Origin of the sequence: Pediococcus sp. M21F004, assembly GCF_051122535.1 — a bacterium.
Taxonomy (GTDB): domain Bacteria; phylum Bacillota; class Bacilli; order Lactobacillales; family Lactobacillaceae; genus Pediococcus; species Pediococcus inopinatus.
On the sequence record NZ_CP177314.1, the window covers coordinates 997,635 to 1,012,276 of the forward strand.

The following is a 14,642-nucleotide window of genomic DNA, read 5'->3' on the forward strand; positions in this document are numbered from 1 at the left end:
GTGACTTCACCCCTTTCAACTTGATGTTCCTTATTATAGAATTATAAAATTAGAGGTCAACAAGTTTTTTAATTGTTTTTTAACGTTTCACAAGACCGCGGAAAAAGTCTGCTTCATCATGATTTGCCTCAGCTGCAATCGCATCTCGCTGGTTCAGTTGAAAGACGTGCTCTCTTGGATCTTGTTCGGTACCGTAAGTTTTAAATTGATGGGCCAGCTTGTGATCCAACAAAAATTGATCCAGCCGAACCCCCTCATCACGTAAGAAATCATTGGTGGCTGTCATAACGTAAACCGGTGGGAATGCGGTGGTTATAAACTCCGCCGTATTTAATTCTCGATCATAGTGTTTCATTACTCCCGGCGTGTAGTATGCTGCCATTAAACTATCTGCAGTGACTGCTTCCGAACGTTTAATAAAGTAGAAGCCACTGTTAAGACCGCCCCCTCTAATCGTCAATTTAGGACGCTCACCTAATTTCAAAGCTTGGCGATAATCTGGATTGGTATAAGCTGTTAAATACTGCTCAGCTAAAGTTCCTCCAGCGCTATCACCCACAATAAACACATTGTTAAGGTCCAATCGATATTTTTTACCATGTTCCACAAGCCATTTCAAAACTAAATCAGTGTCTTGTAACGCCCCCGGAAAAGGTGTTTTTGGTGCTAATCGATAGTTAAAGTTCACCACGCCAAATCCAGCTTGGGGCCAGCCTAAACAATAATGCTGATACAATTCTTTTGAACCGTAGACATTTCCGCCACCATGAATATTAATAATCGTTGGCACTGCTTTAGCTGTATCTTTGGGCGTATAAATGTCCAACAAATTTTCACTTTCTGCTGGTCCGTAACTCAAATTATCAAACCGCGTCACATCTGAAAATGTCGTCGGTAACCCAGCATCACGTTTTTCATCAGACGCTCGCCAAAGATCAGTGGTCTGTTTAATTGCGGCCAGCACTTTTTGATTTGCAATTGTCATCTCAAAACTCCCTTTCATAACTAAACGCCTTTATTCTAGCACTCATAATAAGCGCTTTCATATTTTTAATTTAAAAAAGCACAGCCCTAATAGCTGTACCAGTCACCACTTAAAATTTAATTTCATAACAGAATTCTAGCTTTTTATAGTAGTCCAACTCAATGAAATCAGTTGGCCGAACGTCTCCAGCTGGTTTATCAAAATAATCAACGTGCGCCAATTTCAGCATTTGATAAACAAACTGCGAACAAAACATAATGTTAGGTCGCAATGAATGTTTGGTCACTAGCCCTAATAGATTATAAGCACTACCGGTTGAGTTAATCTCTTTGATTTTATCGATAATGATCTGTTTTTGGGCCCGTGTGACAGCCAACTGATAAATCAAAACCGAGGCATCGTCTTTTTTGTGAAAAGCTTCAACCATCTCAGCATTTAAACCTGGCGGATACACTTTTTCTCCACCGTTATAGCTGACAATCGTTTTTAAATCAGCATCAAAACTAAGTGAAGCATGATTATATTGTTTTTGGGTAAACAGAGAAATAATTTCACTGGCGCTACTTCCTGTATTGGAAATGACCAAGTATATATATGGATCAGCTAACGTTTGATTAGCCAACTCAAAATATTCATCGGTCAACGAGCCATTATTAATATACCTGGTGGAACTATGGCGGTGCAGGTCTTCAAACGTTTCTTTCAAATTATCACTTGCGAGAGTGTGCCTAACCTTGTTAAACCCTTGCAGGGACTCTTTGATGGTAGATTTATTATTCCGTAACTGTTCAAAACTAATGGTCGCCATTTCTTTGACAGACGGTAAATAAAAATCAGTCCGTTTGCGAATAATAATATTCCGTTCGACCGCCAAAGGAAGCAAAATAAACGCTGCGGCAACCACCCGGCTCAAAATTTCTGTAAACACATCATTATTGAAGGCGCCAATGGTATTCGCGGCAAAAATACATTGCAAGATCGCCAATACAAAATAGGTAATTATCATCGGCACCTTAACCTTTTTGGCTAATTGCATCTGCGTCGTTCTGAGAATCATAAACGTTGCCACCGTCAAATAAGTAATCACAAACAAGGGCACGTTGCCAAACAACGTTACGCCGATGAAGAATATCCACAGTGCCGTGTTGATTACTTTTCGATCTGAAATGAGATCTTTCATTTGGTTAAGCTCCTAAAATTTAGTTTTCGAGCGTTTTAAACTTATCATTCGGGTATTTTGATGTCAACATCATTTTTCATATAAAAGGATTATCACAATCTTTAATTGATCATTGTAATCCAGTGACCACCTGCAAAGTTGCTGAGAAATAATTTCTCTTCTCAATTGATTTAGGCAACTGTTTAGCCGTTTTCTTTTTCAAACTGGTTTGTTTAAGGGTTCTAGCAGCCATATTGACAGGCGCGGTAAAGGCTGTATTTGTGTAATTATTAACCGCTTTACCACTCATCGTATAAACAGCCGTAATTTTCTTTCGTTTGTTAAAGAAAGCCAACTGCTTTTTTAACACCCGCTTCGTGGTGCCATCTTTAGTAATCAAGTATGTTTGCGCCAATCGCCACGGCACCCGACATGCATTGTACCCATATTGGTTATCACGGCCGCTTTCAATCTGATAGGGCTTGACTGCTGATAGCTTAATAGTTTTCCTTGTTGCTTTAATAAAATCTGGAAATAGGCCTGATTTATTGCGTGAACTCAATTTTACGATTGCTTTTTGACTCTGGCTGGCCACTTTGGTCCAAGTACGATCCTTAGTGTACTTGGCAAATGTTTTGAAATAGCCCGTCATCAAATCCGACGTGCGCAATTTGCTTTGGTCATAACTGCTAGTCGCCCAATTACCCATCTTGGGTAGATAAGTTGTCTTGTTAATTTCGCGTTTCTTAATCGCCGCTAGAAGCGCCTTAGCAGCAGCTTTGTAATTTGTTTTTTTGCTTCCCCATTTTTTATCAGCCAAAATCAAAGAATAAGCAATATCCAAATCACCGTCAGTGGCACTGTTCTTCTCAGAACCGACGCTGGTTAGTCTCCCGCGACGGCTTGTTTGTTCCCAGCTCATCAACGGATTCTTACTAGAAATTCGATGTGCGCGATAGTAGCTATACAATTGATTAAACGTACTATGCGTGTTAGCTCCTTTTTTGGCGGCCAACACTGTCACCAGCATTCCATAGCCTTGACCCTCAGAGATGACCTTCGTAGCTCCCTGACTGTTATTGGACTTTACGTACTTTTTCGACCCACCCGCAACATAGGCTTTCTTCCATTGATTATATAAAGTAACTGACTGGCTCGTTTTGGCCTGTACAGGAGCTGTCGGCTGCATATTTGTGAATCCAACTACAATTCCTGCCACAATCGCGATTCCTAAAATTCCCCAAAGTAATGTTTTCCGCTTCAATTTTTTCAAACTCCCCTTCGAATAAATCTGTTACCTTTATTATAGCGATAAATATTTGAAATAGCTGATCTTTTCTACTGATTCTATCGCATATCACTATAATTTTCGAAAAGTAACTAAAAAGGCCCATTCATCTACGAATGGGCCTTCAACGATTTTGATCTTCTAATAAAATTGTTGGGGTCGGTCAAAATAGAAACCCTGACCGTACTCGATATCTAGTTGTTGAGCTATCACCAAATCTTCGCCCGTTTCGATTCCCTCCAAAACAAACTTTTTGTCCAAATAGTTAGCCACTTGATTCCAGAAAGCCAGTTTATTATAGGCCACACTGATTTCCGGCTCAAAGTTTTGAAGCGCAAACTTCAGTTCTACGACATAAGGTAATAACGGCTTTAAAGTATCGAAACTATTGACACCTGAACCAACGTCATCGAGACATAGCAGAAGACCTTTTTCTGTAAGATACATTGCGGAAGTTAACAATTCGACATTCATAATAGTTTTCGCATTATCCCGCTCTGTCAATTCTACAATCAAAGTATAATCTGGCATCTGCTTGTGGATGGCAATTAAAGCATCCAACATAGTGTGATCCACAAATTGGTCATGATCTAAGTTAATCATGATTCGCGAGTTAGAAGGCAAATGCAGCAGCGCGTCTGTCACAATTTCTGAAAAAGCCTTTGGTGTCAGCATATTAAAATCAATTGGCGCCAGCCATCGATAGCCATCTTGTTTGCGCATCAGCAATTCATAGCTATCCACTTTTTCATTATCGAGATCAAAGCAAGTTTGTCGAAATAAACGGTAATTTTCAATTTTCAAAATTCCCACTACCTTTAGTTATCTTCTTTTTTCTTTAGTCGTAATCCAAATAGGCTTAAAGTTGCAGATAATAATGCTACACCTAAGACAGATAGGCTTGAATTTTTATTATCACCAGTTTGTGGTAAAATTCCAGCTCGCTTAACTTCACTAACTGCTGCTTTCTTGGTCTGAGACTCTTTATGAAGAACTAAATTATTAGTCTTAACTTGTTCTTGCTTTGAAACAGCTTTTGTTTGCGTATTTGAAGTCTCACCAGTTGCTCCCGGTAATTCTGTAGATGGTTGCTCTGGGGTCTTATCACCGCCATTGTCGCCTGAATTACCAGCTGGGGCTTTTGCTGTATAAGTTACAGTTGCTTCAATATTATCAGAATCCCCGCTAACTGTTTGTGCAGCATAAACCGCTTGGCTCGCAGTATATCCAGCAATGGTTGGTGATGTCACAGCATCAAATGTGTTATCTCCATTAACTGCTTTCCAATCACCGTATGAAACAACTTGACCAGTTACTTCATCAATGGTGATCGTACGATTAAATGATACGGAATCCGTATGATCTTCAGCAGCTTTTGACCCATCTGCATAAACATAATGGATCGTTTCATTCACCGTTTGATTCATTTCGTCAGTGTAATCCGCATTAGTTGGTCCATCGGGATTATCAGGATCAACCGGATCAGTACCAGGGTTACTTGGATCAACCGTAAGAATCTTATGTGTCAAATGCACGGTTAAATTATCACTATCATCAGCTGTAATTGTGTAATCCATTGAACTATTTTGTCCATCAGCTAATGTATAACCTGCTGGAATATTGACCTTGTAACTGCCGCTCGCACCAAGTTCTCCAGAAATTGTATCAGTTTTAACTGTCGAATCATCAGTATCATCAATATACTTAATAGTTAAATCTTCATTTTCAATCGCTGTCTTGCTATACGTAATTGTACCGACAACATTGCCATGATCAGCTGTAACATTATTTACTGCTTTATATGTGGCTTGACTTGGTGTGTAGCCAACAATTACTGGTGATTCCACTGCCGCAAAGTCATCACCATTAACTGCTGTCCAGTCGCCATAACTGGTTACCTCACCCGTGACGCTATCCGTCGTAACCGTCCGTGTAAAGTCTAAACTAGCCGTCGCCGGATCATGAGCCTGTGTGCCATCGGCATACACATAATTAATTGTTTCATTTACGCTTTGATGCGTATTATCATAGTTCACATCATCCGGATCTGTTGGTGTAGTTGTGACGGTTTTATGCTTAAAAGTAACCGTGTAGCTCTGATCAGTCTTGCCATCGGTATCAAATACAATGCCACCTACCGGTACCGTATCACTAACTAGTTCATAACCTTGTCCTTCTAATGCCGCAATTTCATCAGCTGTACTGTAATTGCTAGTTGTATTGCTATCCCCATTAATCGGATCAGTCTTAAGTGTGTCGCCTGTTGTTTCATCAACGTATTTAATGTTTGCTTTTTGATTATCTACTGAATAAGTTACTTTCTCAGTAAGATCGTCCGCTGCCGCGTCCACATCGTTTACCGCAGCGACGCTGCTAACATCTGGTGTGTAACCGACAATTACCGGTGATTCCACTGCCGCAAAGTCATCACCATCAACTGCTGTCCAGTCACCATAACTGGTTACCTCACCCGTAACGCTATCCGTCGTAACCGTCCGTGTAAAGTCTAAACTAGCCGTTGCTGGATCATGAGCCTGTGTGCCATCGGCATACACATAATTAATTGTTTCATTTACGCTTTGATGCGTATTATCATAATTCACATCATCCGGATCTGTTGGTGTAGTTGTGACGGTTTTATGCTTAAAAGTAACCGTGTAGCTCTGATCAGTCTTGCCATCGGTATCAAATACAATGCCACCTACCGGTACCGTATCACTAACTAGTTCATAACCTTGTCCTTCTAATGCCGCAATTTCATCAGCTGTACTATAATCGCTAGTTGTATTGCTATCCCCATTAATCGGATCAGTCTTAAGTGTGTCGCCTGTTGTTTCATCAACGTATTTAATGTTTGCTTTTTGATTATCTACTGAATAAGTTACTTTCTCAGTAAGATCGTCCGCTGCCGCGTCCACATCGTTTACCGCAGCGACGCTGCTAACATCTGGTGTGTAACCGACAATTACCGGTGATTCCACTGCCGCAAAGTCATCACCATCAACTGCTGTCCAGTCACCATAACTGGTTACCTCACCCGTAACGCTATCCGTCGTAACCGTCCGTGTAAAGTCTAAACTAGCCGTCGCTGGATCATGAGCCTGTGTGCCATCGGCATACACATAATTAATTGTTTCATTTACGCTTTGATGCGTATTATCATAGTTCACATCATCCGGATCTGTTGGTGTAGTTGTGACGGTTTTATGAACTAAGTGAATCACAATATTATCACTGTCATCAGCCATTAGCGTTACTGTTTTGTCTACAGCAGTTTCTCCTGAGGCCAATTCATAATTAGCTGGAACAGTAATATTATCAAACGTAACCGAATCGCCCGCAAAGCCACTTTGTGTAACTGAATCACCCACAGGTTCTTCTTTATTGTCATCATCAACATAAGTCAAAGTAACATTGACAGTGGCATCATAAACAACATAAATCACTTTATTCGTCAGACTATAAGGGCCTGTATATTCTGCCTGACTTTCATCATCCAATCGGTATGCTTCTCCATTACTATCAGTCAAATTTTTGGCTGCAGTATAGTCATAATTTGTTGCCGTTTGACCAACACTATTGCCATCCGCCCAACCCGCTAGAGTTGTTGAAGCTGGAACTGAATTACCGTCTGAATCTGTTGTAGCTCCAATAAGATTACCATCCTGATCCACATTCACAAATTGAACAGTATTTTGACCTGCCACCGCGACACTCGTTGGCTTTGTTTCAGCAGTTAAATTACTAATCGGAGTCGCAAAACTATTACTGCTTGAATAAACAGTTATTTCAAATGGTGTTACATAGTTAGGATCAATTGGAATTCCATTGACTTGAATACCAGCACTAATAAAGGATCCATTAATGGCATTGTCGCCAGTCAAAGCAGTAACTGCTTTTTCATCTGCTCCTTCATCAGCAGTCCAGGGATTATCATTGACACTATCAGTAACCCAGTCAGCAGTTGTCTTTACTGCATCGTCAGTGCCAAACTGACCAAAATTAACTGCTGCATACCAATTTCCATCGGCATCCTGGTAAGTTGTATACCTGCCGACTGGCAAAACATTTTCAACGTCCGCAATTGCTGTATCACTTGGAATTGTGTAAAATTTTAAGCCATCAAAACTTCCATTGGTATAATGTCCATTATTAGCAATATCGCTAGCATCCGGCATAATACCTTGCATTCCAGTTGTGCCACCATTTTCATATATTTGGGGTGATGAAACACTTTGTAAATTTGGATTGGCCGCAAACTTCCATACATAAACGAGGTCCTGGTCTGGATAAGAAGTATCCGTTGTTATTGTGCCATCTGATCCTAGTAAGTCTTTATATGGAGTTGTACTACCAAATTGAACGCCTGAATATACATAACCGGTCGTACCATTTGTATATGAATTTTCAGTAAAACCACCACCATTATCCACAACTGCTGCTGGTGTAACTGGTTCATAGTTAATTGTTATTGTTTGACCTAAATAAGTTTCAGAAATTTTCAGACTGCTGTCGTCAATATTTTTAGTCGTATTTGAACTTATATTTGTGGGAAAATTGATACTAATTGAGTGGTCTACAGAATCATTATAAGTATCATCCAACGTAATCACAGAGCCTGATAGCGTTCCAATTCCTGTTAGAGTTGCTGAACTCAGATTCATTGATGCACTACCGGTTAATTGACCCGTAATTGAAAGATTTCCCAAATTGATTGTATCTCCGGCTTTTAACCCCGAATTAGCCTTAATTGTTATTAATCCATCCGTTGGGACAGAAAATTGGTAATAATCCATTGTGCTATTATCAGCAGATGACCAATTTAGACTGTTTAATATAATTTCACCGCTATTTATTAAATCAGCTGCCGTGTAACTTGTCGCAGTATCAGCATCCTTAGCACTTAAGGTCACTGGAAATTCAATATCCATATTTTCAAGAATGGCTTTTACAGCTGTTGGATCATCTCCAGCTGATAGATCAATATGAAGAATACCATTATTCTCTGTAACTAAAGTTCCTGTAGGTAATTGGTCTTGCAAATTTTCAATTTCTGTACTCGAAATACTTTTGTTCGAACTCAGACTTTCGGTACTGCTCATGGATCCACCTGTATCATAAGAAGTGACAGTACTTTCAGAATTAGTTTGAGCAACACTCGCACCTGTCTGGTTAGTACTTGATGAACTAACCACACTTACAGCAGAACTGTTAGTTTTATCACCGCTATTATTCAGATTTGCCGCACTACTTACGGGAGAGCTTTGCGAAACAGCCATAGAACTAGAATTACTTTGTGAAACAGTAACATGTTTTGAAGCCACACTGTTCGTATTAGTAGCACTGGAATTGCCAGCTGAGGTGACAGAACTGCTTGCACTTGCATTACTTGTAGCTAAACTGAAATTAGCTGCTGAACTCAAAGCTTTAGCAGTGGAAGCAGATGAACCGTTAACTTGTTCTGTAGCCACAGTAGAGGCAGCAGTAGTATCTGCTTTGATACTTGGTAAATCGAAGAAAGTAGCGGCTCCAAAAACTAGAACCGTTACTCCGGAAAATAACCAGGTTCGCCCCACTTTGTACATTTTGAAATGTTCTTTTAGCCGGCCACTATCGTGTAACAACTTTAAACGCTTATTTTTTTGCTGATTGTCAATCATAATCTTTCCTCCGTTTTTTATAAACCCATATGTAAAATTCAATACATGTAAACGATTAAATAATAGCACTTTTTCACCAAAAAAACATTAAAAATAGGGCAAATGCAAAGATATATTTTGGTATTTTACGTATAATCAAACGATTGCACATCAATAATTTAGTGGTTAAAGTTTATATTTGCTAAATATAGAGCCTTTCCGTTTAAATAATAGGCAAAAAAAACGCTACAAAACTTTTCGAATTATAAATATAGCTAACTTAAACGTCTAATTTTATCTAACCTCATTCTACAAAGTAGGATATAATAATAAAAAAAGAAAGGTTCGACCTCATGCACATAAACCTTAAACAAGAGCTGAGCTATGCATTTTATTTTGCTATCGCTATATTTGGTTTGCTGCTCTGCCAAAGCAATTTTCAAGGTGTTAAATTGGTAGGCCCAAAAACCATTGATCAAATTACGGTTACCCAGAGTAACACGGGATCCATTGCCTCTTATGTCGGAACCACAACCGATGATGAACATGTGCAACTAACCAAAAAAGATTATCAAGCTTGGATTGATTCCCCCATCCAAACAATCAAACGAACAGTTTACCATCGTTATGATGGCCGACTAGCAGTTAACAATTTAAAAGTTGATTGGCGATTTTTTCCTTTATTTATGGGTGGCTCGCTTTTAGTGATTATCGTCTATCTCATTCGTCTTATTTTAAAGGTGCTCGCCTATTTTCAACATAATCAAGTTCAGCCTTTGTTTCATAATCTGATTCGTCTTGACCTCCTGATCGCCATTTTCATTTTCTTGGTTGGCTTTACACAGTGGACTTATACAAATGTCTTGAATCCGATGGCCTTTGACTTTTTTCAATCTAGTCACGCTACTGCCCCAACCAAAGCAAAAATTGTCCACAAGCAACAAACCATTTTAAATTCACTTACCAATCATGGCCATATTTCGACCACAACTGATGCCTTAACCCTAAGATTTCAAAACGAATACGGCATCACACAAAAAGTCGTGCGCAATGTTCCCCCATTTTTCTATCGTCACCAAAAAATCGGTGATTCTTTAACCGTGCTGCCTTACGTTGATAATTCCGGTGGCGTAAAAATTGTTAAGAGTCCGCTTTCCCTTCCCAATTTTTTTCAGGCCCTTTTGGTCTTGCTAAATTTTGCATTGATCTGGGTATTGCCGCGACTCTTCGGTATCTTGCATTTATTACTCACTAATCTGCACACTAAAAACGATTTCAAAAAAATACCCAAACGCCACTGGCTGAGCGTCGGTATAATTGCCATCCTTCTAACTTGTAGCGCTATTCAAGGTGCCATCCAGGCTAAGTCTTTCTCATCAAATTATGGAACAAACCAAATAAAACAGGTCCAGAAACTAGATTAACCAGCTTCTGAACCTTTTTTAAATTTTAGATGTTTCCGTAAAATGGGGACGCTTATTTTCGATTTGAAAAGCCTTTAAATGAAACCATCTCAGGATCAAGGCTGGATATCCGTGCCAAAAAATAACGACTAAAATTACCCCTAACATGATCACTAAAATATCAAAACTATTTTTAATATTTGATTCAAACAACATGATTGCGGTACTAATCAGCAAGGTCGTCAAGCCAATCCGCGAAATGATAAAAAAGGCATAAATAAGGCGCACTCGACCAGAAATTTCATACGCTCACGTACATAACTGACCGTATTTTTAATAAAAATTGGGATTTGAAAGTTTCCGCGTCTAAAAATAAGATCCCGACCATCCGGAGTTGAATGCCAGCCTATACGAAAAATAAACCAGTAGCAAAATTCGGATAATCCGAGAAACGTTGGAACAGCAATTAAGAAATAGATAAAACTTGCTAGGCCATCATTTTTAGTGACAAAAATTTGGTTAGCAACCGTTCCTAGCCTGTACGCTACAAAGAAGGCGATTACCTCCAAGCCGGCCCACAGCCACCAAATTTTCAGCGATACTTTTTCAATATATTGATTTTTATATTCGTTTTCTAGAACCTCAATATCAAGCGCAGGTACCTGTTCACTTCCAGCCTGCTGAACCGTATTAAAGTGTGTAATGCCCCCTTGAATCACATATAAGGCCTCGTCAATATCTTTTTGGGGTACGCCAACTAAGGGGATTCCCATTGAATCTTTTCCATTGATAGACTCTTTAAAACTCAACCCTAGCGTAGTAATTAAACTACGGTGACTAGTTGTCACACTGCCAATATTATTCCAGGCAATCATCGTACGGCGTTTTTGAAAAATCGCCCCACAATTAAAGATTCCCTTTCGAGAAACGATCAGAACAGTCGGTCTAATCATTCTGTAAATAGTTTCGATTAGCCCAACCCCAAAAAGGAGAATTATCAAAAGACTAATCCCATATTTTTGCGAATCAAAAATAAGCATTAAAACGCCAACTGCCACAAACATCATGAACAATAACAAATAAGCAAATTCATACAAGCGACTGGCCATTATGTCTAAGTTTTTCATAAAGATCCTCGATTTTAAATACTATTTTTTTACAGAGACAATCAAATCAGTAATTGTTTTGAGGACATTTTTTCGTTTTGAAACCACGAAGAAAAATTCATCGGTTGACGTGCGCACTTTCACACCATTGGGGACAATTCCTAAAGTCATCCCCTTATCTACTGACACTAACAAATCTGCTGCAACAAAAAGATCCTCAGTTTGCACATTTAGCGCATGTGGATGAAAATACAGCCCTTTATCATCAATTGTTAGATGACCTCCAACATATTCCGTCCCTCTTTGTAAATTAGCTTTTACCTTTAAATTTTCCATATTAGTCTCCATAGGGGTTGTCCTGATAACGTTTGGTATCTGTCAATTTTCCATCATGAATGGTTAACAGACAGTCATCCAAATTATCGTTTTCTTTACCTTTAGTTGTAAACCAGACTTCCACCACATATTTTCCGTCTGGCAGATGAGTCAAATCCAGCTTTTTCAATTGGGTGAACATCTGGTTGTACATCACATTAATTTGCTTTGCACCTTTTTTTGACTGGCTATCGTGCGCCATTGGATATTGCATATCCACATGCAACCACATGATATTTTGTGCCATAAAACGCTGTACCGGGAAATTATAGAAACCGTTGAAAGCCTGGGCCGTTTTAGAAGCACTACGCCGATTTTTTGTAATTTGATTGGTGAGAGTTTCTCGTACGCCCGCATTTTTCTTTCCTGAAGGCAGGAATGCATAGTTACGTTCCAACTCACCGCCAACTTCTCCGGTAACTTTTTTGTAGGACAATCCATGCACTTTGGTTGCCAACTGTTTGAACACCCGCTGTGTCCTCGCAACAACCTTTTTAGCTTTGGGCTGTTGCCAAGCGGCTTGCTGGACAAAAATCGCGATATCCTGTGAAAAATCGGGTTTCCCATCATAATACATCGTGGTGTCATACTTTTTCCCATCTTCATACTTATCAAAACCCGCTTCATCTGAAATACTTACTTTACGACCATTGACCTTTTCTGTATATTTATATTTTAAATCTAAATATGTATACATTTCATACCCAGTATGTTTAGCGTTAATCACTGTAATCTTCCCTGGGTAACCATTCGCATGATAATCATGCGTTAATAGATTAACCGCATTAGTCACCTCTTCGTTCTTTGGAGAACATGCTGTCAAAATTAAAACCATTGCTACTCCCAGAATTACCAAGGCTAAAAATTTTCTTTTCATAATAAACTCCTCAAGGCGGTGTTTTTACTGGTCTAAAAACTGCATCATTTTTTTAAATGATTGGTAAAATCTAATTACTTTTGTTTCTCACCTTGATAATATTATTTCGTGATTTTTAAAATTATATTAATACGAATTTCTCTCAATTTTATCAAATAATTTCTTCTAGTACAATCACTTTTAACATTAGCTAAAAATTACTTAGAAAAATTAAATAGGATAAAGATACTCATTTTCATTGAAGAATCAGTTGACGATAGCCAAAATTTCTGTATACTTATATTAATAATTGAACCATAAGGAGGAACCAAAAATGCTTGTTTGGAAAGGTAAAGGTCTGTTAGTTCTAGTTGCAGGTTTTCTCGGAATCTTCGTTGGGGCAATGTTTGAAAGCTTAAATTTGCCAAACGCACTGCAATCTAGTTTAATGTGGCTTGTTGCAGGAGCCGTATCTGCTGGAGTAAATTACCTATTCTGTCGATTCTTTATTTCCACCGAAAAAAGGATCTACATTGATGAACAAACGGGACAGCGTGTCGAAGTCATGGACAATTCCTCTCTCTTTTTCATTCGCAACCGTATTTGGACATACATATTTGGCATCCTTTTTGGGGTGCTTGGCGTCTTAGGACTCGGAAGCTATGTCATCTCACTGTTTTAAACATTTAGATAGCTAAACAAAAAAATGGCCGCATTTCAGTCTCAATCCGAAATGTAGCCATTTTTAATAACTTGCTTAAAAAGGAAGATTCACTCATATGGAAAATTCGGATAAAAAAACAAATCCCATCTATACTGCCATTGGTGTCATTGTGATTAACCTTGTCATGTTTTGGGGTGCCTGGTATTTGTTTACACCGCATATAACTAACCAACTTCCAGCTAACCAAACCATTTCTAAAATCACGGTCCATCAAACGCAAACCGGATTAGTCGAAAGTTACACCGCCTACTATAAATCTGATGACGGTTCACTGGAACACACACCAATAAACAAAGCTGTTTATAGTTTATGGGACAAAAATAATGTAGTTTGAGTACCAATATTGCCAATCGCCATCGACAGTCTCATGATGTCATGCTAACTTGGTTGGCTGCTATTTTAGTGGCTACCATTTTTCTGGAAATTTGTATTTTTTTAGACTCCTTATTCTGGCCAAATAAAAAAGGCCCCAAATGGTTCTCGGCAATTTCATTTAGCCCCCTTTTGATTGCGATCGCTGGCCTTCTCTTAACGACCGGCATTATTCCGACCACAAAAAGTTTAGCCACCCGCTATACTGGTACATCAGTAACGGGTTATATTGCCAAACGAAACCTCGAATTTGAGGGTGGAAAAAATATCCGTTATCACTATTTTTTAACTATTCAATATCATTCCAAACAAGCGCAGTTAAACACTATTAAACACGAGTTTAGTGATGCCATCTATCATAAATATCCCACCGGCCATTCCGTAACTATGCGTGTAATGCGTGATCATAGCGGTGGTGTTGTCCTGACCCACATTCCTTTTTGGGCATCATTTCGGACAATTGTTTGGGGAATGCCTGGCTTAATCACCTTTATGACGTTGTTTTTATTGATTTACTATGTGACTCGCCGCTGGTATCGACGACGCCTTGCAGCGTTTGAAAATAAGCCTAAAATTGTCCATGGTGGTTATGTGACTAAACGGAAAAAATCTAAGTAAGGCAATTAGTTATCTATTCAAATAAGGAATAAAACTCTTTCATAGACTAATTGCACCTAAACTTAATAACTTGAATTAACTGAACCACTAAATTTTTTTGTATAACCTGTATAATAG

12 protein-coding genes are annotated in these 14,642 nt (G+C 38.9%); 4 read left to right on the forward strand and 8 right to left on the reverse strand.

What is annotated here, in order from left to right; genetic code table 11:
• Window positions 1-79: 79 nt before the first annotated feature.
• The 5 genes from ACLHK8_RS05260 to ACLHK8_RS05280 all read right to left on the reverse strand — a co-directional run bounded on the left by ACLHK8_RS05260 (window position 80) and on the right by ACLHK8_RS05280 (window position 9,092).
• A complete protein-coding gene (locus ACLHK8_RS05260; RefSeq protein ID WP_434520443.1) occupies window positions 80-985 on the reverse strand; it encodes an alpha/beta hydrolase in 906 nt (301 codons plus the stop codon).
• Window positions 986-1,094: 109 nt separating this feature from the next.
• Window positions 1,095-2,165: a hypothetical protein gene (locus ACLHK8_RS05265; protein WP_434520444.1), complete on the reverse strand. Its 1,071-nt coding sequence runs from the start codon at window positions 2,163-2,165 to the stop codon at window positions 1,095-1,097.
• A 109-nt stretch (window positions 2,166-2,274) separates the two neighbouring features.
• Window positions 2,275-3,408 (reverse strand): glycosyl hydrolase family 8, encoded by a 1,134-nt coding sequence (locus tag ACLHK8_RS05270; RefSeq protein ID WP_434520445.1) that lies wholly within the window; start codon window positions 3,406-3,408, stop codon window positions 2,275-2,277.
• 165 nt (window positions 3,409-3,573) lie between these two features.
• On the reverse strand, window positions 3,574-4,236 hold the full coding sequence (locus tag ACLHK8_RS05275) for an EAL domain-containing protein (protein ID WP_434520446.1): 663 nt from the start codon (window positions 4,234-4,236) through the stop codon (window positions 3,574-3,576).
• Window positions 4,237-4,250: 14 nt separating this feature from the next.
• Window positions 4,251-9,092 carry a mucin-binding protein gene (locus tag ACLHK8_RS05280; protein ID WP_434520447.1) on the reverse strand — a complete coding sequence of 1,614 codons (4,842 nt, stop codon included), beginning with the start codon at window positions 9,090-9,092 and terminating at the stop codon, window positions 4,251-4,253.
• 431 nt (window positions 9,093-9,523) lie between these two features.
• Here ACLHK8_RS05280 and ACLHK8_RS05285 point away from each other — a divergent pair, with 431 nt between their 5' ends.
• Window positions 9,524-10,495, forward strand: a complete 972-nt coding sequence (locus ACLHK8_RS05285) for a hypothetical protein (protein ID WP_434520448.1) — start codon at window positions 9,524-9,526, stop codon at window positions 10,493-10,495.
• 221 nt (window positions 10,496-10,716) lie between these two features.
• Here ACLHK8_RS05285 and ACLHK8_RS05290 read toward each other — a convergent pair whose 3' ends face one another.
• Genes ACLHK8_RS05290 through ACLHK8_RS05300 form a run of 3 tightly spaced genes read right to left on the reverse strand, consistent with a single transcriptional unit; the run spans window position 10,717 to window position 12,832 of the window.
• Window positions 10,717-11,601, reverse strand: coding sequence for a hypothetical protein (locus tag ACLHK8_RS05290; protein WP_434520449.1), 885 nt, complete (start codon window positions 11,599-11,601; stop codon window positions 10,717-10,719).
• Window positions 11,602-11,622: 21 nt separating this feature from the next.
• Window positions 11,623-11,916, reverse strand: a complete 294-nt coding sequence (locus ACLHK8_RS05295) for a hypothetical protein (RefSeq protein WP_434520450.1) — start codon at window positions 11,914-11,916, stop codon at window positions 11,623-11,625.
• Between the two features lies 1 nt (window position 11,917).
• Window positions 11,918-12,832: a hypothetical protein gene (locus ACLHK8_RS05300; RefSeq protein ID WP_434520451.1), complete on the reverse strand. Its 915-nt coding sequence runs from the start codon at window positions 12,830-12,832 to the stop codon at window positions 11,918-11,920.
• A gap of 313 nt (window positions 12,833-13,145) precedes the next feature.
• Between ACLHK8_RS05300 and ACLHK8_RS05305 the strand changes: the two genes are divergently transcribed.
• The 3 genes from ACLHK8_RS05305 (at window position 13,146) to ACLHK8_RS05315 (ending at window position 14,525) form a co-directional block, all read left to right on the forward strand.
• The gene (locus ACLHK8_RS05305) at window positions 13,146-13,493 is read left to right on the forward strand and encodes a hypothetical protein (RefSeq protein ID WP_434520452.1); all 348 of its coding nucleotides are present in this window, start codon (window positions 13,146-13,148) and stop codon (window positions 13,491-13,493) included.
• A 97-nt stretch (window positions 13,494-13,590) separates the two neighbouring features.
• Window positions 13,591-13,869 carry a hypothetical protein gene (locus ACLHK8_RS05310; RefSeq protein ID WP_434520453.1) on the forward strand — a complete coding sequence of 93 codons (279 nt, stop codon included), beginning with the start codon at window positions 13,591-13,593 and terminating at the stop codon, window positions 13,867-13,869.
• Complete coding sequence (locus ACLHK8_RS05315; RefSeq protein WP_434520454.1) at window positions 13,866-14,525, forward strand: hypothetical protein; 660 nt, start codon at window positions 13,866-13,868, stop codon at window positions 14,523-14,525. The genes ACLHK8_RS05310 and ACLHK8_RS05315 overlap by 4 nt, the downstream gene beginning before the upstream one ends.
• Window positions 14,526-14,642: the final 117 nt, after the last annotated feature.